The 17996-nt window shown below is 56.9% G+C and carries 20 protein-coding genes and 1 riboswitch; of the genes, 14 read left to right on the top strand and 6 right to left on the bottom strand.

From position 1 onward, the window contains the following. The first annotated feature begins 67 nt into the window (after window positions 1-67). The 5 genes from BM320_RS04520 (at window position 68) to BM320_RS04540 (ending at window position 5216) form a co-directional block, all read left to right on the top strand. A complete protein-coding gene (locus BM320_RS04520; protein ID WP_090200358.1) occupies window positions 68-1753 on the top strand; it encodes an NAD(P)H-dependent oxidoreductase subunit E in 1686 nt (561 codons plus the stop codon). Between the two features lie 67 nt (window positions 1754-1820). Then, on the top strand, window positions 1821-2855 hold the full coding sequence (gene ftsY / locus BM320_RS04525) for a signal recognition particle-docking protein FtsY (RefSeq protein ID WP_090196971.1): 1035 nt from the start codon (window positions 1821-1823) through the stop codon (window positions 2853-2855). Further along, complete coding sequence (locus tag BM320_RS04530) at window positions 2852-3685, top strand: hypothetical protein (RefSeq protein ID WP_090196973.1); 834 nt, start codon at window positions 2852-2854, stop codon at window positions 3683-3685. The genes ftsY and BM320_RS04530 overlap by 4 nt, the downstream gene beginning before the upstream one ends. Beyond that, complete coding sequence (locus BM320_RS04535; protein WP_090196974.1) at window positions 3682-4593, top strand: EamA family transporter; 912 nt, start codon at window positions 3682-3684, stop codon at window positions 4591-4593. Before BM320_RS04530 ends, BM320_RS04535 begins: the two co-directional genes overlap by 4 nt. 11 nt (window positions 4594-4604) lie before the next feature. Further along, window positions 4605-5216 (top strand): inner membrane-spanning protein YciB, encoded by a 612-nt coding sequence (locus BM320_RS04540; RefSeq protein WP_090196977.1) that lies wholly within the window; start codon window positions 4605-4607, stop codon window positions 5214-5216. On the opposite strand, the gene BM320_RS04545 is transcribed toward BM320_RS04540, so the two are convergent. After that, window positions 5213-5536, bottom strand: coding sequence for a PilZ domain-containing protein (locus BM320_RS04545; protein WP_090196979.1), 324 nt, complete (start codon window positions 5534-5536; stop codon window positions 5213-5215). The genes BM320_RS04540 and BM320_RS04545 overlap by 4 nt on opposite strands. Before the next feature lie 104 nt (window positions 5537-5640). After that, window positions 5641-5718: riboswitch (SAM riboswitch) on the top strand. A 59-nt stretch (window positions 5719-5777) separates the two neighbouring features. Here BM320_RS04545 and BM320_RS04550 point away from each other — a divergent pair. The 4 genes from BM320_RS04550 to BM320_RS16540 all read left to right on the top strand — a co-directional run bounded on the left by BM320_RS04550 (window position 5778) and on the right by BM320_RS16540 (window position 11283). After that, window positions 5778-6956, top strand: a complete 1179-nt coding sequence (locus tag BM320_RS04550) for an aminotransferase class V-fold PLP-dependent enzyme (protein WP_090200360.1) — start codon at window positions 5778-5780, stop codon at window positions 6954-6956. Between the two features lie 93 nt (window positions 6957-7049). Continuing rightward, window positions 7050-8198 (top strand): GTP cyclohydrolase FolE2, encoded by a 1149-nt coding sequence (gene folE2, locus BM320_RS04555; RefSeq protein ID WP_207496852.1) that lies wholly within the window; start codon window positions 7050-7052, stop codon window positions 8196-8198. Window positions 8199-8483: 285 nt separating this feature from the next. Beyond that, window positions 8484-9017: a hypothetical protein gene (locus tag BM320_RS04560; RefSeq protein WP_131802279.1), complete on the top strand. Its 534-nt coding sequence runs from the start codon at window positions 8484-8486 to the stop codon at window positions 9015-9017. 436 nt (window positions 9018-9453) lie between these two features. After that, window positions 9454-11283: a Hint domain-containing protein gene (locus BM320_RS16540; protein WP_090196984.1), complete on the top strand. Its 1830-nt coding sequence runs from the start codon at window positions 9454-9456 to the stop codon at window positions 11281-11283. 4 nt (window positions 11284-11287) lie between these two features. Here the strand turns inward: BM320_RS16540 and BM320_RS04570 are convergent, their stop codons facing one another. Next, window positions 11288-11755, bottom strand: a complete 468-nt coding sequence (locus tag BM320_RS04570) for an SRPBCC family protein (RefSeq protein WP_165614987.1) — start codon at window positions 11753-11755, stop codon at window positions 11288-11290. A 1-nt stretch (window position 11756) separates the two neighbouring features. Continuing rightward, on the bottom strand, window positions 11757-12068 hold the full coding sequence (locus BM320_RS04575; RefSeq protein WP_090196990.1) for an ArsR/SmtB family transcription factor: 312 nt from the start codon (window positions 12066-12068) through the stop codon (window positions 11757-11759). Window positions 12069-12200: 132 nt separating this feature from the next. Between BM320_RS04575 and BM320_RS04580 the strand changes: the two genes are divergently transcribed. The 5 genes from BM320_RS04580 (at window position 12201) to BM320_RS04600 (ending at window position 15496) form a co-directional block, all read left to right on the top strand. Next, the gene (locus BM320_RS04580; protein ID WP_090196993.1) at window positions 12201-12821 is read left to right on the top strand and encodes an ATP-dependent Clp protease proteolytic subunit; all 621 of its coding nucleotides are present in this window, start codon (window positions 12201-12203) and stop codon (window positions 12819-12821) included. A gap of 124 nt (window positions 12822-12945) precedes the next feature. Beyond that, window positions 12946-14214, top strand: coding sequence for an ATP-dependent Clp protease ATP-binding subunit ClpX (clpX, locus tag BM320_RS04585; RefSeq protein WP_090196995.1), 1269 nt, complete (start codon window positions 12946-12948; stop codon window positions 14212-14214). 1 nt (window position 14215) lies between these two features. Then, window positions 14216-14596: a RidA family protein gene (locus tag BM320_RS04590; protein ID WP_090196997.1), complete on the top strand. Its 381-nt coding sequence runs from the start codon at window positions 14216-14218 to the stop codon at window positions 14594-14596. A gap of 51 nt (window positions 14597-14647) precedes the next feature. Further along, complete coding sequence (locus BM320_RS04595; RefSeq protein ID WP_090197000.1) at window positions 14648-15031, top strand: NADH:ubiquinone oxidoreductase subunit NDUFA12; 384 nt, start codon at window positions 14648-14650, stop codon at window positions 15029-15031. A gap of 12 nt (window positions 15032-15043) precedes the next feature. Further along, complete coding sequence (locus tag BM320_RS04600) at window positions 15044-15496, top strand: DUF2155 domain-containing protein (RefSeq protein ID WP_090197003.1); 453 nt, start codon at window positions 15044-15046, stop codon at window positions 15494-15496. On the opposite strand, the gene aat is transcribed toward BM320_RS04600, so the two are convergent. From aat to accB, 3 genes are read right to left on the bottom strand one after another with little or no spacing between them, the layout of a single operon-like run. Then, window positions 15460-16098, bottom strand: a complete 639-nt coding sequence (gene aat, locus BM320_RS04605; protein ID WP_090200363.1) for a leucyl/phenylalanyl-tRNA--protein transferase — start codon at window positions 16096-16098, stop codon at window positions 15460-15462. The two genes, BM320_RS04600 and aat, sit on opposite strands and share 37 nt — an antisense overlap. Before the next feature lie 47 nt (window positions 16099-16145). Next, window positions 16146-17495 carry an acetyl-CoA carboxylase biotin carboxylase subunit gene (gene accC / locus BM320_RS04610; protein WP_090197006.1) on the bottom strand — a complete coding sequence of 450 codons (1350 nt, stop codon included), beginning with the start codon at window positions 17493-17495 and terminating at the stop codon, window positions 16146-16148. 9 nt (window positions 17496-17504) lie between these two features. Continuing rightward, a complete protein-coding gene (accB, locus tag BM320_RS04615; RefSeq protein ID WP_090197009.1) occupies window positions 17505-17990 on the bottom strand; it encodes an acetyl-CoA carboxylase biotin carboxyl carrier protein in 486 nt (161 codons plus the stop codon). Window positions 17991-17996: the final 6 nt, after the last annotated feature.

Genomic DNA, 17996 nt, shown 5'->3' on the forward strand with positions numbered 1-17996 from the left:
GGTCGCTTTTGCGTGGTCGTACGCGCCGCCGCCGCCTATGCTTGGGGCATTGGTAGGGGGCGGTGATATGGCGCAAGAAAGCAAAAGCGGCGTTTGGAAATCCGGAAAAGGCAAGGGGCGGCACGTGCCCAAGGGCCGGCAGCTGGATGATATGGCTTGGGCGCAGGTCAAGGACCTGCTGGGTGACCGCCCGCGGCGGCGCGATTTGCTGATCGAATTCCTGCATCTGATCCAGGACGCCTTTGGCCATCTGTCCGCTGCACATTTGCGCGCCTTGGCCGAAGAAATGCGGCTGTCGCAGGCCGAAGTTTACGAAGTCGCCAGTTTCTATGCGCATTTTGATCCGGTCAAAGAAGGCGAAACTCCCCCGCCCGCGCTGACCATCCGCGTTTGCGACAGCCTGTCATGCGAACTGGCGGGCGCGCAGCAGTTGCAAAAGGCGCTGACCGATGGGCTGGATCCGGCGCAGGTGCGGGTGGTTCGGGCGCCGTGTATGGGCCGCTGCGATACCGCGCCGGTTTTGGAAATCGGGCATCACCACATTGACCATGCGACCCATGAAAAGGTTCATGCAGCGATCTTGGCGGGCGATACCCATGCGCATATCCCGCAGTACCAGACCTATGCCGACTATGTGGCCGAAGGTGGCTATGCCCAGCTTGCGCAATTGCGCGAAAGCGGTGACTGGGAAACGGTGCAAGAAACGGTGCTTGCGGCTGGCCTGCGCGGGCTTGGCGGGGCCGGGTTTCCATCCGGCAAGAAATGGGGGTTCGTGCGCGCCAATGCCGGACCGCGCTATCTGGCTGTGAACGGGGACGAGGGCGAGCCGGGCACTTTCAAGGACCGCTACTATCTCGAACGCACGCCGCATCTGATGCTCGAGGGGATGCTGATCGCCGCTTGGGCTGTCGAGGCCGCGACATGCTATATCTATATGCGCGATGAATATCCGGCGGTGCTGGAAACCCTGCGCCGCGAAATCAAGACGCTCGAAGCTGCGGGCGTGGTTGCACCCGGCTATATTGAACTGCGCCGTGGTGCGGGAGCCTATATTTGCGGCGAGGAAAGCGCGATGATCGAAAGCATCGAAGGCAAACGCGGCATCCCGCGCCACCGCCCGCCCTTTGTGGCGCAGGTAGGGCTGTTTGGGCAGCCAACGCTGGTGCATAACGTCGAAACCCTGCATTGGATCGCGCGGATCTGCCGCGAGGGGACACACATCCTGAACGCCACGTCAAAAAACGGGCGTGTGGGTCTGCGGTCTTATTCGGTGTCAGGTCGTGTGGCCGCACCGGGCGTGTATCTTTTGCCCGCAGGATCAACTATCACTGATATTATCGCAGCAGCGGGCGGTATGGCTGATGGCCACGCGTTCAAAGCCTATCAACCGGGCGGTCCGTCATCGGGGCTATTGCCTGCAAGCATGGCAGATATTCCGCTGGATTTCGACACGTTGCAACCGCATGGCACATTTATCGGATCGGCGGCGGTTGTGGTGCTGTCGGACCAAGACAGCGCGCGCGATGCGGCATTGAACATGCTGCGGTTTTTTGAGGATGAAAGCTGCGGCCAATGCACCCCGTGCCGTGCGGGCTGCGCAAAAGCGGTGAAACTTATGCAGGCGGATCATTGGGATCAGGATTTGCTGACTGAACTATGCACCACAATGGCGGATGCATCAATCTGCGGACTGGGGCAGGCGGCACCGAACCCGATCAAACTGGTGATGCGGCATTTTCCCAGCGAAATCTGACCGGGCCTTTTCAATCAGCCGCCAAGCGATTAGGTCATAAGCGATAGATTACCAAAGGCGCGGGCGCATGTCGTTTTTTAAAAAGCTCAAGAACAGGCTCACCGGATCATCGTCAAAAATTGACGAAGGGCTGGATGCGATTGTCAGCGAAGGCGGTGAAGCGGCTGCACCATCAGCACCCACCGCGCCGGAACCGACCCCAGAGGTGGAAACCGCCAAACCGCAAGGCATCCTCGGGCGTATGTTCGGGGCCGAAGACGCGGTCGTGCGACGCACGCTTGACGACGATATGCTTGAACAACTCGAAGAGCTGCTGATCAGCGCCGATATGGGCGTGGATACGGCGCTGCGGGTCACGGCAAACATGGCCGAAGGGCGGCTTGGCAAGAAACTGTCCGTGCCCGAGATCAAACAATTGATGGCCGATGAAATCACGCGGATCATGGAGCCAGTCGCGCGCCCCATGCCGCTTTATGCGAAAAAACCGCAAGTCGTGCTGGTGGTTGGTGTGAATGGTGCAGGCAAGACCACAACCATCGGCAAACTGGCCAGCCAGTTTCAGGCGACGGGCAAAAAGGTGGTGATCGCTGCGGGCGACACGTTCCGCGCCGCCGCAGTGGAACAATTGCAGGTCTGGGGCGACCGGGCAGGCGTGCCGGTGCTGACCGCGCCCGAAGGGTCGGACCCTGCCAGCCTTGCCTTTGACGCGATGACCAAAGCCGAAGCCGATGGCGCGGACCTGTTGATGATCGACACGGCAGGGCGGTTGCAAAACCGCGCCGACCTGATGGAAGAACTGGCGAAAATTGTGCGTGTGATCCGCAAGAAAGACCCCGATGCGCCGCATAACACGCTCTTGGTACTGGACGCGACGACAGGGCAGAATGCGATCCAGCAGGTCAAAGTGTTTCAGCAACTCGCTGATGTTTCCGGGCTGGTGATGACCAAATTGGACGGCACTGCAAAGGGGGGCGTTTTGGTGGCATTGGCCGATCAATTTGGCCTGCCGATCCATGCGATTGGGGTGGGCGAACAGATTGATGATCTGGCCCCCTTTGACCCACAAGAATTTGCCGCCGCATTGGTGGGGGCCGAGCTGTGAAACAACTGATTGCAGCGGTGATGCTCGCAGCCTCGCCTGCGCTGGGCTATGATGGAATGTCGCAACAGGCCTGTCAGGATGCTTGGGACAGGTTTGCGCAAACCATGGGGTCATTCGAGATCAATGGCAGTGGACCGCCGCCTTCGGTTGTCACAATCGGCTCAGATGGCTGGTGCGCAATCGATACCAATCAACCGCATTGGAACAGCAGCGATATGGCACAGGTGGGTTTTCGGATCGAGAACGCCGACGCCTATATTCACGGCACCGGTCTGCCCGCAGCAATTGCGCTGCGCATTGTCGATCTGAAAATTGGCGAGCGCCGCTACAGCGCGCAGGCACACTTGCGCCATTTGCCCGCATCGGGGATGCTTGTTGTTGAAAACGCAAGCCTGCGCCACAGTGACGGTAGCGGAATTGCAGCGGGCTACGTGTTGCAGGGCGCGTATTTTAGCAATGTTGCGGGGTTGCAAACCAGCCTTGCAGGGCTGCGAATGACAGAACTTCACGCGCAAATCAGCGTGAACCAGCGCTTGCTTGATGATCTTGATGTTGACCTGTCCGAAATCAATCGCGTCAGTCTTGGCGAAGCGCTGCGCGATGTTTCGCGGTTTCAGGTGGATACGGCATCACGGCAGGCGTTCTTGCGCATGGTGACGGACCGCGAAGGCAAGCTGCGGGTCGATATCACATCCGAACGGGGATTTGGCTGGATACAGGCGGTTGTGCCTTTCATGGATACTTCCGGCGATCAGGATCTGGCGCATGCGCTGGGCATTGCGATGTCGGGCGTGACCATCGCGCTTGCATGGGAACAAGGTGACATTTGAGCACGCTTTCTGAATGGTTGGTCGCAATTGCCGGCACCCCCGAGGGCGCGCGGCTGGCGACAATCCTTGCGCTGATCTCTGCGCTGGCCCATGCGGTTTTTGGCGCGTTGCAAAAAGGCCGGTTTGACCCGTGGCTGACACGCGGCGCGATAGACGGCTGGCTTGCATTGATTTCGGCGCCGATCGCGTTCTTTTTGGTGCCGCTGCCGAATATGAAAACCGCGATTATCCTTGTGGGCGCAGTGATTGTACATTTCGCCTATAAAGTGACAATGGCCAAAGCCTATCAAAAGGCGGCCTATACGGTTGTCTATCCGGTTGTGCGCGGCACCGGCCCGTTGGTCACGGTTTTTGCGGCTTCGTTGTTTTTTGGCGAACATTTTACGGCCACACAATGGGTCGGGGTGGCCTGCCTTTCAGGCGCGATTTTGCTGCTTGCGCTGCGCAACCTGTCTGAAGAAACCATTGATCCGGGCGCGCTCAAGGCGGGGCTGGCATGGGCTGTTTTATGCGGCATTCTGGTTGCGGTCTATACGACCTATGACGCTTACGGCATCCGCCAATCGCCTGATCCGTTTACGTTTTTGGCGTGGTTCTTTTTGGTGACTTCGCTTGATATGCCAGTGCTGGCCTATTTGCGCCAACGCGCCAATCCTGTGCCAATTGCCATGAAGCCATTGATGTGGCGCGGATTTGCCGGGGCGATAATTGCCTGGATCAGCTTTGGTGGCGTGATGATGGCCACGCGGCTGGATAAGGTCGGCGAGGCCGCCGTGCTGCGCGAAACATCCACTGTCTTTGCAGCCCTGATCGGCTGGTTTATCTTGGGCGAAAAAGTCGGGCCGCGGCGGTTAATCCTGATGGCATTGGTTGCACTGGGCGCCGTGATCGTAGAAGTGGGAGCCTAAAGGGGAAACCAATGGCCGAAAAACAGATCAATCCAATCTTGAAGCAGGTTCTTGAACTGGGGCCGACGCTTGCGTTTTTCCTGATCTATGTTCGGATCAAGGATGAGACCTATCTATATGGTGGTACCGAATATTCCGGCTTTATCGTTGCCGCGCTGGTGTTCATTCCAATCCTTTTGGTCGCGATGGCCATTCTTTGGCAGCAAACCGGTAAACTGAGCCGGATGCAGGTATTTACCGCCTTTATGGTGATCTTTTTTGGCGGGCTGACCGCCTATTTCAACGATGAGCGGTTCTTTAAGATGAAAACCACCATTGTTTACGGGTTCATGGCGGGGATTTTGGGTATCGGGCTACTGCGCGGCCAAAGCTATCTGCAATATGTCATGGAAGAATTCCTGCCGATGGAACCCGAAGGCTGGATGATTTTCACCAAACGCGTGACGATGATGTTCGTCGTTCTGGCCGTGGCCAACGAATTGATCTGGCGCACGCAATCGACCGATCTTTGGGTAAAGCTGGAAACATTTGCCTTTCCAATCGCTTTGTTCGTGTTCTTATGGGCGCAGATCGTTGGCCTGCAAAAATATCTGATCCTGCCGCCCGAAGAGTCGCAGGACTAGCGCATTTCGACAAAGCCGACCGTGCTATGCCGATTGCGCGTGCGCGCGTCACGCCGGTAGCGCATCCGGTCCACGATATCGTCGTGCAGGCGGGGCCGGAATATGACCCCGATCTGGTCGGATGTCGCCCAGACAACAACGGCATTCACGGGGCAGCCCAGCACGCTGAATGAAATCTTGCTTCCGCGATGCATCGGGCGCACCCGTTCAATGCGCGCGCCGTCGTTGTTCACATCTGCGATCTTTCCGTGCACCACACCCACGGGCGTGCGCAGTTCAACGGGAAATTCGGTGCGGTAGCGATGGGCGCGATGTTGCATGTTTTAACCTCGAGTCGATGGCAAAAACCTAACAAACCAAGTTTAAGAAATGGTTTGCGCAAGCGTGGGGCGCGATGTCTTGACCTGCATGGATTCGCGGCCTATGCACGTGGCGTGGCGATTTGTTACCGGATTGCGGGCCACGTTAAACATGCTGCTAAAATGGGATTGCGGTTTTTGCGACCTCGATACCTTGCCGGTGTCGGGGTTTTTTAATGCGCGAACGCGCGAGGATACGATGATGACGACTTGGAGCAAACGGACCAAAGCGGTACACACAGGCACACGGCGCAGCCAATATGGCGAGGTCAGCGAAGCGATCTTTTTGACCCAAGGCTTTGTCTATGAAACCGCCGAAGACGCCGAAGCACGGTTTGTGGAACTTGGCGATGATGAATTCATCTATGCGCGCTATGGCAACCCCACGGTGCGGATGTTCGAAGACCGGATTGCGGCGATGGTCGGCTATGAAGACTGCTTTGCCTGTACGTCAGGCATGGCCGCGGTCACGGGCGCGCTGACGGCCTTGTTGCAGGCGGGTGATCACGTCGTTTCATCACGCGCGCTGTTCGGGTCATGTCTTTACGTTCTCGAAGATATCCTTGGCCGTTTTGGGGTTGAAATCACCTTGGTTGACGGCACGGATAATGCGGCATGGGATGCGGCGATCCGGCCCGATACAAAGCTGGTGTTCTTTGAAAGCATTTCCAACCCGACGTTGGAAGTTGTCGATGTGGCCCATGTGGTCAAGGCGGCCCACGCTGTCGGCGCGCTGGTCGTTGTCGATGACGCGATGGCGACGCCGGTGTTTTCCTATGCAAGCGCGCTTGGCGCCGATCTGGCGGTGATTTCCACCACAAAACACGTGGACGGGCAGGGCCGGATGTTGGGCGGGGCGATCTGCGGATCGCGCGAACTGATCCGCGGCCCGATTGAAACCTATATGAAACACACCGGCGGCGCGATGAACCCGTTTACCGCGTGGTCACACCTGAAGGCGCTGGAAACAATCGACCTGCGCGTGCGGGCGCAATGTGACACGGCGATGAAGGTTGCGCAGGCGCTTAATGGCCATGCAAAGCTGACCCATGTGCGCTATCCAACACATGCAGCACATCCGCAATCGGCGCTGGCCAGCGCGCAGGCCGAAAGTGGCGGCACGGTTCTGGCGTTTGAAGTTGCAGGTGGTCGTGACGCGTGTTTCAAATTTATCAACGCGCTTGAGATTTTTACGATCTCGAACAATTTTGCGGATGCAAAATCCATCGTGACGCACCCTGCAACCACAACCCACCAGCGGTTGCCACAAGACCAAAAAGACACATTGGGCATCTCGATGGGGCTAATCCGGCTGTCGATCGGGCTTGAAGACCCTGATGATCTGATTGCGGATTTGCTGGCAGCACTGGATCAGGTCTAGGCATCCGCGCCTGCAATTGATGCTGCGCGCGCCTTGTGCCCGTGCAGCAGGATCGCCATGTTGGGGCAGACCCATATGACAAAGGCGCGCAAGATGACCGATGTAACCAAAGATGTCGTGCTTCGCTATCAAGCGGCGATTGACGCCGGACAGGCGGGCGATGCCGATGCGCCCACCCGCGCGCAGGCAGAGGCGGCGCTGGCCGTTTTGCGCGCTTGGGCCGGTGATGTCAGCGCCGAGGAAGTCGCAACACTGGATCCGCTGGTGGCGCGGCTTATTCCGGGGCAAGAAGTGTCGAATTACCCCGCACTTGCGCGCGCATACCCTGATGCGTTTGAGGTGGATGAAACTTACCGCGCGACAATGCCGGACCTGCAAAACGGCCCGTCAAGCCTGATCAAGGGCGCCATGCGGCAAATCCAGCACGTGGGGATATCGAATTTTCGCCTGCCGATCCGGTTTCACACCCGTGACGGCGATGATCTGACGCTTGAAACCTCTGTCACCGGAACCGTGTCGCTTGATGCCGAAAAGAAGGGCATCAACATGTCCCGCATCATGCGCACGTTTTACAAACACGCGCAGGAAACCTTTAGCTTTGAAGTGATTGAACGCGCGATTGATGCCTATAAGGCCGATCTGGACAGTTTTGATGCACGTATCCAAATGCGGTTTTCCTTTCCAATGCAGGTGGAAAGCCTGCGGTCGGGGCTGTCGGGCTATCAATATTACGACATCGCGCTGGAACTGGTCGAAACCGGCGGCGTGCGCAAAAAAATCATGCATCTGGATTACGTGTATTCGTCTACATGCCCCTGTTCATTGGAATTATCCGAACACGCACGCCAGTTTCGCGGTCAATTGGCCACGCCGCATTCGCAGCGCTCTGTGGCGCGGATTTCGGTGCTGCTTGCCCCGCACAGCAATTGCCTGTGGTTCGAAGACCTGATCGAGGCCGCCCGCGCCGCCGTTCCGACAGAAACTCAAGTCATGGTCAAACGCGAGGACGAACAGGCGTTCGCCGAACTGAACGCCGCCAACCCGATCTTTGTCGAAGATGCGGTGCGCCTTTTTACCGAAAACCTGCAAGCCGAGGCACGGATCACAGATTTTCGGGTAATCGCCAGCCACCAAGAAAGCCTCCATAGCCACGACGCGGTTTCCGTGCTGACCGAAGGCGAAACGTTTGCCAGCGAAAGCCTGGACCCGAAACTGTTCGGGACGCTGTTTCATGTGGGGTAGATTGGCGGGCTGCCGCGCAGCTATGCGGTGACCGACACCCGAACCCTATTCAAAGCTATTCAAGAACGCACTTACGTCCGCGAGCTCCTTTGACGCAATTTCTTGGGGTGTGAAGGTCCACCATTTCGACAATAACAATTTTTCGATTGTCTGTTCATCAAAGCGGTAACGCAAAATGCGTACCGGCGTTCCCGCATTGGATCGGTAAGGTGGTTTCGGGATTGCCGCACTTGGAAAGCGCCAAGGTTATGATAGGTTGCCTGCATGGTTGTCGGGGCATCCACTATGCAAACTGTTGAATTCAAAAGATCTGACGGTCTAGTTCTTGCGGGTTTAGGGGTGGTGTTCATTGCCGCGGCATGCGTTGGCGTGGTCATGCTTGCCTTTATGGCCCGCATTTATGATGCAAAGACAATTATCTTGACCGCTTTGGGTTTTTTAGGGGCCTGTGCCTTGGGGGTAGGGTTCATCAATGCGTGGCGGACGCCGATGCTGACAATCAGTGCCAGCGCAATTGTGAAGCCGACATTTTTCGGACGCAAAGAAATAGCGATCCGGAAAAACCATCCTCTCGGGGAATATCTTGCGTCGTCTGTGCATGGGAGCCGCCGGACGGGCACGATTGAAGGCAACAAGTTCGTGCATTTCTATACGCTCGATGCAGGTGTTCTGACCGAACTGGTGTCAATGCACCGTGACGCACCCGTGCTTGTGGATATTCGCCGCGCGTTTCGCGATGTTGCTGGGCTAACGATCGAGACGCTCAAGGTAGATGCGAACAAGCCATCGCGGCCCGATGTCGCGCATTGGATGCATTGAAACTGTAAGGTCAATTTGTCTTTACGGGTTTGCACCTAAGCGCATGCAGTGACACTGGTCTGTTCCGCCCTGCAAGAACACACTGTCCTGTCAGCGGGCGCGTGCCGACCGCGGGCGCAAGTGTCGTGAAGCCGGAAATGCTCAGGGTGTTGTTTCATTAGGGCTGCGTAAAACTTGGCTATTTACGCACGGTAATCTGCCCAAAATAGTTATATGAAGGCGGTTTTGACTCGTGTATAAAGGGACTTGCGCAAGCCGCGAACCGAATCAGCCTTGGCGGGGCAAAGAAGGGGTTGCAAACAAGCGCGGTCATCCCCTTCATGTGTTTTACGGACTTAAGATCATGGTTTTGCGTTGCGTGTGTTTGTGCGTATCCGGCGGTATGGCCGACCATACGGCCCCGAATGTAACCCCATCGTGCATTTGGCTTCGATAAATGGCTACGACATTTACGTGGCTTTACCTTGGGACATCCTCGACCCAGCTTGACCCGACCGAAGGCAATAACGTTGTCGAGAACGCAAATTCGACGGCGTTTATCGGCAAGACTTTCGGCACCGCTGCTGACCCGCTTCATACACATATTTCGTCTGCGACCCTTATCGACAGGGGCGGCACAGCAAACGCACTAGATATTAACAACAACGTCTCGAACGACCAGTTTACGACCAATATCGGCGCGGGTACGCAGACGTATACCTATGATGCCAGCATTATTTACAACGCGGTCATTACCTATGCCAACGGTACAACCGCCAATGTCACCGCAGTGGTCGTCCAAAGCACAACGGGGCAATTGTTTCTTGCGCCCGACCGGACAGCCAACCCTGCACCGGATACGGTGGCCTATGAGACAGCGCCGATTGTATCGGTGCGGCTGGTCAGCGTTTACAACAACGTCACGACGTTTTCGGGGCTTGATACTGACCGGATCGTGACCGGCTTTGATGATGGTTATATTGACGGCACATCGGGCAATGATGTGATCAACGCCAGCTATATAGAACCGGTTGCAAACGGCACTGACAGGGTTGATGGCGGCGACGGGATTTCCAGCGCTGGCACCGGCTGGAATGATGACCGCATCCGCGCAGGCGCGGGCGATGACACTGTGCACGCGGGGCTTGGTGATGATTATGTCGACGGTGGCACAGGCGCAGATTATATCGACGGTGGTGCGGGCAATGACACGCTTTATGGTGGTGCAGGCACGTTCACCGATACGATCTATGGTGGCGATGGTAACGATTATATTGATGGCGGTGACGGCAACGATTTTCTGTATGGTGGTGCGGGCAACGACACGATTATCGGCGGCAACGGCAATGACACCATTGATGGCGGCGATGGCAACGACACGATCACCGGCGGCAGCGGAAATGACAGTATCACGGTCGGCGTTGGTGACATCGCGACCGGTAGTGCGGATTCCGACACGTTTACACTGGATTTCGGCCAGACGAGCAGCACGGGTTCGCAGACGATAACCATCCACGGCAGCACCGATGGTGTTGACTATGATACGCTTGATCTGACCGGCCACGGCGCCTTTACCCTGACCACAACACTGGATGCAGATGGCGATTCACGCAGTGGCACCGCAACATATGCCAGCGGCCAGATTGTCAATTTTACAGAAATCGAAAATCTTGTCGTTTGTTTTGCAAAGGGCACAATGATCAGGGCCGAAAACGGGACCGTCCCGATTGAAACGCTTTGCGCCGGTGACAAGGTCGTCACCTGCGATCACGGGCTACAAACCATTCGCTGGATCGGGTCGCGCAAGGTCAGCGCGCAAAAACTGGCACAATATCCAAAACTGCGGCCGGTCCGGATTGCGGCCAACGCATTAAGCCAAGGCGTGCCCGCGCGTGATCTGGTCGTTTCGCCGCAACACCGGATTTTTCTGCGCTCGAAAATTGCGATGCGTATGTTCGGGACAACCGAAATTTTTGTCGCGGCCAAGAACCTGCTGGGATTGAAGGGCGTTTCCATCGCGGCCGACCTGAGCGACGTAACCTATTATCATATCTTGTGCGACGACCATGAAATTGTCGAGGCAGACGGCGCCTTTGCCGAAACGCTATACACCGGCACAGAGGCGATGAAAGCGATGACGCCAGAGGCGCGCGCGGAAATTGCGACTATCTTTGCGGGTGAGGCGTTTTTGAACCCGCCGATGGCGCGGCCCGCACCCAAGGGCAATCAGGCGCGCAATCTGATTGCGCGGCACTGTAAAAACGCCCAAGCGGTTTACTGCAACTGACGATCTAGGATAAGGTCGCGACCCGCGTCTGAACCGCCCCGCAATAGCACCCCAGCACCAGATCCCAGCCGGTCACATAGCTGCTGCTGACCGCATCGGCGAGCGGGCCGAGGATGTCGAAGCCGCCGTGGGTGAGGTCGACTTGGGTGCTGTCATGCGTCGCCTTGAAACTGACCGACACCACAGTCGCCTCGGCTTCGGTTTTGCCGGGGTGCCATGAGAACGACAGATACGTGCCCGGATCATATGCGATAATTTCGCCCCAGATGTATTCCGCCCCATCCGGCGCGGTTTCGATGATCTTGCCGCCCTTGTGCGGCTCAATCCGGATATTGCTGGGGATATCTCCTTTGCCAGCGGTAACGGAATGGGTCTCGCCGGGCCACCAGCTGTCAATTTCAGCGGCAAAAAGCGAAAACGCATCAGCGGGTGTCAGCGGCACGGCGACGGACTTGCGGATCGGATCGTTCATTTCACTGTCCTTTTGCTTTTTCATGGGCGGCGCGGGCAAAGGCGCCCAATGCGTCATCCCACAGGCTATCGAGATATTTGCGCAATGCGTCGACACCGTCAGGGGCAATGGCATAAAGCCTGCGGTTGCCCGATGGGGTGACGGTCAATAGCCCCGCGTCCGATAGCACGCGCAGGTGTTGGCTGACCGCGGGGCGGCTGATGTCCATGCCGTTTGCGATGGTGCCAACCGCCATGGGGCCGCCGCGCAAACGGTCGATAATGACACGGCGGGTGGGGTCGGCGAGCGCGGTGATTGCATGTTCGTAGCTCATGACTTACGGTAAGTCATTGCTTACGATTCGTCAAACGTTTCGTGCAACCCTTGAAGCCCCTGCCTGCTGTCACTAAGACTCTGTCAGGACTTTTGAATTAGGACGTACCCGTCCCAAAGTGAGGCACTACATATGCAAGACCCCGTCGAGACCTACATGAACCTTGTCCCAATGGTCGTTGAACAGACCGCCCGGGGTGAACGCGCCTATGATATTTTTTCGCGCCTGCTGAAAGAACGGATCATTTTTGTAAACGGCCCCGTGCATGACGGCATGAGCCAGCTGATTGTCGCGCAATTGCTGCACCTTGAATCGGAAAACCCGAAAAAAGAAATCAGCATGTATATCAACAGCCCCGGTGGCGTTGTGACATCTGGCCTGTCGATCTATGACACGATGCAGTACATCAAACCAAAGGTCAGCACGCTGGTGATCGGGCAGGCGGCGTCGATGGGGTCGCTTTTGTTGACGGCAGGTCACGAAGGCATGCGATTCTCGTTGCCCAATAGCCGCGTGATGGTGCACCAGCCGTCTGGCGGGTATCAGGGGCAGGCGACCGATATCATGATCCACGCCGCAGAAACCCAAAAGCTGAAAACACGTTTGAACGAAATTTACGTCAAACACACTGGAAACACGCTGAAAAAAGTCGAAGCAGCGCTTGAGCGCGACAACTTTATGTCGCCCGAAGAGGCCAAAGACTGGGGTTTGATCGACGAAATTGTCGCGAACCGTGAAAAAGCGGAAGATTAAGCACAATAGAAACCTGCCGCTTTCAGGGGCATTTTGACATTGTGGACCTTGGCGGGCTGCCCTAAAGTTGCGACAAAGGCAGTCCGCACAATATTTGACGGGCCATAGGGCCAAGGGGTTTGAGATGGCGACAACGACCGGAAACGACAGCAAAAACACGCTTTACTGTAGCTTTTGTGGCAAAAGCCAACATGAGGTGCGCAAGCTGATTGCCGGGCCAACCGTATTTATCTGCGATGAATGCGTGGAACTTTGCATGGATATTATCCGCGAAGAAACCAAAACCGCTGGGCTGAAATCCGGTGATGGTGTGCCGACACCTTCTGAAATTTGCGGCGTTCTTGACGACTATGTCATCGGTCAGGTCCACGCAAAACGCGTGCTGTCGGTGGCTGTACATAACCACTACAAACGCCTGAACCACGCCGATAAATCCGATATTGAACTCGCCAAATCCAACATCATGCTGATCGGCCCGACAGGTTGCGGCAAGACGCTGCTGGCGCAGACGCTGGCGCGGATTCTGGATGTGCCGTTCACAATGGCTGACGCTACCACTTTGACTGAAGCAGGTTATGTCGGTGAAGACGTTGAAAACATCATTCTGAAATTGCTGCAGGCCTCCGAATACAATGTCGAACGCGCGCAGCGCGGCATCGTCTACATCGACGAGGTCGACAAGATTACGCGCAAATCCGACAACCCGTCGATCACCCGCGATGTATCGGGCGAAGGCGTGCAGCAAGCGCTTTTGAAGATCATGGAAGGTACGGTTGCCTCTGTGCCGCCCCAAGGCGGGCGCAAGCATCCTCAGCAGGAATTCCTGCAAGTTGACACGACCAACATCCTGTTCATCTGCGGCGGCGCCTTTGCGGGGCTAGACAAAATTATTGCACAGCGTGGCAAAGGCACCAGCATGGGCTTTGGCGCGGATGTGAAAGATGTTGATGCGCGCGGTGTCGGCGAAGTGTTCCAAGACCTTGAACCCGAAGATCTGCTGAAATTCGGTCTGATTCCGGAATTTGTCGGCCGTTTGCCGGTGATTGCGACACTGACAGATCTGGATGCGGATGCACTGATCACCATTCTGACCAAGCCCAAGAATGCGCTGGTCAAACAGTATCAGCGCCTGTTCGAGCTTGAAAATACTAAGCTGACGTTCACGGAAGACGCGCTGACAGCTATTGCGGCCCGCGCGATCGAACGCAAGACCGGCGCACGCGGGTTGCGGTCCATCATGGAAGACATCTTGCTTGATACGATGTTCGACCTGCCCGGGATGGACACAGTGACCGAAGTTGTCGTGAACGAAGAGGCAGTTACATCTGACGTAGCCCCTTTGATGATCCATGACGAAGGCAAGAAAACCAAAGAAACCGCATCGGCTGGCTAAGATGAAACGGATCAGATCGGGCGGCATTTTCGAAGAAAAAGTCGGCTATTGCCGTGCCGTTGTGGCCGATGGCTGGGTACATGTTGCGGGGACAGTGGCACCGGGCACCGATATTTCCACCGATATCGTTGACCAGTGCCGCGCAGCGCTTGCGGTGATCGAAGATGCGCTTTCCAAAGCGGGGGCAAGTTTTGCGGATGCGGTGCGTGTGAACTATGTGGTGCCAAACCCCGCCGAGTTCGAAGCCTGCTGGCCCTTATTGGCCGAAACATTCGGGGCCAACCCGCCCGCCGCCATGATGATTTCATGTGCGCTGGTGGACCCCAAATACAAGATCGAGATTGAGCTGACCGCTTATCGCGCTGCGCTCAAAGTGGACTAGACCTTTGTGCCGATTTGAGGCATGCAGAGGCAACACATACGGAGACGTAACATGAGCCTTGGTCATAACATTAAACGCATCTTTACCTGGTGGGACGGACAGTCATTTGGCACCCAGCTTTGGACCAGCCGCAATGGCACCAAAGTCGGCGAGGATGCGCAAGGCAACATCTTTTACCGCAACAAAGACGATAGCCGCCGCTGGGTGATCTATAACGGCGAAAACGAAGCGTCGCGTGTTGCGCCTGAATGGCACGGCTGGCTGCATCACACTTGGGATGACGCCCCGACCGAAGTGGCGATTGTTCACAAGCCATGGGAACAGCCGCATGTCGAAAACCTGACAGGGACCGCTGCCGCCTATGCGCCCGCCGGTTCGATCCGCAAAGCGGCCCCCGCGGCACGCAGCGATTATGAGGCGTGGACGCCGGAATAGGCGCCACACGCAATGTTCAAAGCCCCGATATATGCGTCGATTGCAGCACTGTTTCTGGCGCTGCCAGCACTCGCGCAGGACGACCCGATTGACCTGACTGAACTGTTACAGGGGCTTGAAAGCGATGTTGTTCCGCTTGAACCCGTGCAGACCCAACGCAGTGAAATTGCGCTCACGGCTGAATCCGGGGTTGTGCGTGTGCTTGACAAGCTCACAGGTGACCGCATTGATCTGACTTTGCAGTCGGGCGAAACGGGGCATTTGGGCTTTTTACTGGTCACGCTGAACGAATGCCGTTACCCCGAAAACAACCCCGCGGGTGACGCGTTTATCAGCATGCGCATCCACTACCGCGACGAAGCTGCACCGGTGTTCTCAGGGTGGATGATCGCATCTTCACCGGCGCTGAATGCTTTGGATCACCAACGCTATGACGTTTGGGCGTTGCGCTGTATCACGTCCTGAGCGCACGGCACATCGGGGTCTTGGTTGAATGACGCAGGGCAAGCCAGCGCGCGGACAAGCTGCGCGTGATAGGTTGCACGGCTGATTTCAACCGCGCCAAGACTGGCAAGATGTGGCGTGATGAACTGCGTGTCGCATAACATGAATCCCCCCCTGCGCAGACGGTCCACCAGATAGGCCAGCGCGACTTTTGACGCATCGGTTGCCAGACTGAACATGCTTTCGCCGAAAAACGCCGCACCAAGCGCCACGCCATAGGCACCGCCGACCAGATTGCCGTCTTGCCAGACCTCGACAGAATGCGCGTCGCCTTGGTCGTGCAGCTGTGCATAAAGATCAAATATTGTGGCGTTGATCCAAGTTTCGTCACGGTCGGCGCAGCCTGCGACGACCCTTGCAAATGCCGTGTCGAACGTGACCTTGAAATGCCCGCGCCGCAAGGTTTTGGCAAGGCTGCGTGAAATGCGAAAACCGTCTAGCGGCAGCACACCGCGCATCTGCGGATCGACCCAAAACAGCGCGGGGTCGTCGCGGCTTTCGGACATGGGAAACACGCCTTGCGCATAGGCCGAAAGTAATAATTCTGCGGATAGTTCCTGCATCATGTCACCATGAAAAACGCGGCCCGAATTTCGGACCGCGCATCTACCTAACCGTTAAGGTTTTCTTCGAGCCAATGTTCAAGCCAGTGGATATTGTAATCCCCTGTTTGTACGGCTTTTTCCGCCAACAGCGCATGAAACAGCGGCACGGTCGTATCGACACCGTCCACGATCAATTCCCCCAACGCACGTGAAAGCCGTGCGAGCGCTTCGGGCCGGTCGCGCCCATGCACGATCAGTTTGCCAATCAAACTGTCGTAATAGGGCGGAATACGGTAGCCGTCATAAAGCGCACTATCCATCCGCACGCCAAGCCCGCCGGGCGCGTGGTATTGCGTAATGGTGCCGGGGCAGGGCGCAAAGTTCGGCAGTTTTTCCGCGTTGATCCGCACTTCGATCGAATGGCCGTTGATCTGCAGGTCGTCTTGGGTAAACGACATCGGCAGTCCTGACGCAACGCGCAGCTGTTCGCGCACCAGATCGACGCCAAAAATGGCTTCGGTGACGGGGTGTTCGACCTGCAAGCGGGTGTTCATTTCGATGAAATAGAATTCGTCATTCTCGAACAGGAATTCAATTGTGCCAGCGCCGATATAGTTGATCTTGGCCACGGCATCAGCACAGACCTTGCCGATTCTTGCGCGCAATTCGGGGGTGATGCAGGGGCCGGGGGCCTCTTCCAGCACTTTCTGGTGGCGGCGTTGCAGCGAACAATCGCGCTCGCCCAAATGCACAGCATTGCCTTTACCATCGCCAAAGACTTGGATTTCGATGTGGCGCGGCGTGGTCAGGTATTTTTCAATATAGACTTCGTCGTTGCCAAAAGCGGCTTTGCCTTCGGCGCGGGCGGAATGGAACGCCTTTTCCATGTCAGCGGCGGTTTGCGCCACTTTCATGCCGCGGCCACCGCCGCCTGCTGTCGCCTTGATGATGACCGGATAGCCGATTTCATCGCCAATGCGCTTGGCGTCGTCCAATGTGGGCACGCCGCCGTCCGATCCGGGCACGCAAGGCACGCCAAGCGCCTTCATCGTGTCCTTGGCAGTGATTTTATCGCCCATGGTGCGGATGTGTTCGGCTGTGGGGCCGATGAATGTCAGCCCGTGGTCTTCGAGCGCCTGCACAAAGGCCGCATTTTCCGACAAAAAGCCATAACCGGGGTGGATTGCCTGCGCGCCGGTGATTTCACAGGCTGAAATAATCGCCGGAAACGACAGATAGCTTTGCGCGGATGATGGCGGTCCGATGCAGATCGCCTCATCAGCCATGCGCACATGCATTGCATCAGCGTCCGCTGTTGAATGCACGGCAACGGATTTCACGCCCATTTCACGACAGGCCCGCACAACGCGCAGCGCGATTTCGCCACGGTTCGCAATGAGAATTTTTTCGAACATGGGCGGCCCCTATTCGATGATCACAAGAGGGGCGCCAAATTCGACGGCGCCGCCGTCTTCGACCAAAATCCGCTTGACGGTGCCTGCGCGCGGGGCAGGGATATGGTTCATTGTTTTCATCGCTTCGATGATCAACAATGTGTCGCCCTCGCTGACGGTTGTGCCAACAGCAACAAAGGGGGCCGCGCCCGGCTCTGCGGCCATATAGACGGTGCCAACCATTGGCGATGTCACAGCACCCGGGTGGCTTGCGGGGTCCGCGGAAACTTCGGTGGCTGCGGCAACGGCAGGGGCGGCAGCAACGGGTGCCGCGACTGGGGCGGCAACGGCGGCTTGCACAATGGTTTGGGTCTGGCGGCTGACGCGCACATTCAGGCTGTCATTTTCACCATAGTCCCTTTTGACCTGCAATTCGGTCAAATCGTTTTCGCGCAAAAGCTCTGCAAGAGCCTGAATAAAGCTGACATCGCTGTCGTGAGAGGTTTGTTTGCTCATGGTTTC

The sequence above is a fragment of the Yoonia tamlensis genome, from assembly GCF_900115105.1.
Classification (GTDB): domain Bacteria; phylum Pseudomonadota; class Alphaproteobacteria; order Rhodobacterales; family Rhodobacteraceae; genus Yoonia; species Yoonia tamlensis.

Coding starts and splice junctions, on each gene's coding strand:
- ftsY (WP_090196971.1), top strand. CDS start 1,821: ATGTCGTTTTTTAAAAAGCTCAAGAACAGGCTCACCGGATCATCGTCA.
- BM320_RS04580 (WP_090196993.1), top strand. CDS start 12,201: ATGCAAGACCCCGTCGAGACCTACATGAACCTTGTCCCAATGGTCGTT.
- BM320_RS16540 (WP_090196984.1), top strand. CDS start 9,454: ATGGCTACGACATTTACGTGGCTTTACCTTGGGACATCCTCGACCCAG.
- BM320_RS04600 (WP_090197003.1), top strand. CDS start 15,044: ATGTTCAAAGCCCCGATATATGCGTCGATTGCAGCACTGTTTCTGGCG.
- folE2 (WP_207496852.1), top strand. CDS start 7,050: ATGACCGATGTAACCAAAGATGTCGTGCTTCGCTATCAAGCGGCGATT.
- BM320_RS04520 (WP_090200358.1), top strand. CDS start 68: ATGGCGCAAGAAAGCAAAAGCGGCGTTTGGAAATCCGGAAAAGGCAAG.
- accB (WP_090197009.1), bottom strand. CDS start 17,990: ATGAGCAAACAAACCTCTCACGACAGCGATGTCAGCTTTATTCAGGCT.
- BM320_RS04550 (WP_090200360.1), top strand. CDS start 5,778: ATGACGACTTGGAGCAAACGGACCAAAGCGGTACACACAGGCACACGG.
- BM320_RS04590 (WP_090196997.1), top strand. CDS start 14,216: ATGAAACGGATCAGATCGGGCGGCATTTTCGAAGAAAAAGTCGGCTAT.
- BM320_RS04545 (WP_090196979.1), bottom strand. CDS start 5,536: ATGCAACATCGCGCCCATCGCTACCGCACCGAATTTCCCGTTGAACTG.
- BM320_RS04575 (WP_090196990.1), bottom strand. CDS start 12,068: ATGAGCTACGAACATGCAATCACCGCGCTCGCCGACCCCACCCGCCGT.
- accC (WP_090197006.1), bottom strand. CDS start 17,495: ATGTTCGAAAAAATTCTCATTGCGAACCGTGGCGAAATCGCGCTGCGC.
- BM320_RS04560 (WP_131802279.1), top strand. CDS start 8,484: ATGCAAACTGTTGAATTCAAAAGATCTGACGGTCTAGTTCTTGCGGGT.
- BM320_RS04570 (WP_165614987.1), bottom strand. CDS start 11,755: ATGAACGATCCGATCCGCAAGTCCGTCGCCGTGCCGCTGACACCCGCT.
- aat (WP_090200363.1), bottom strand. CDS start 16,098: ATGCAGGAACTATCCGCAGAATTATTACTTTCGGCCTATGCGCAAGGC.
- clpX (WP_090196995.1), top strand. CDS start 12,946: ATGGCGACAACGACCGGAAACGACAGCAAAAACACGCTTTACTGTAGC.
- BM320_RS04540 (WP_090196977.1), top strand. CDS start 4,605: ATGGCCGAAAAACAGATCAATCCAATCTTGAAGCAGGTTCTTGAACTG.
- BM320_RS04595 (WP_090197000.1), top strand. CDS start 14,648: ATGAGCCTTGGTCATAACATTAAACGCATCTTTACCTGGTGGGACGGA.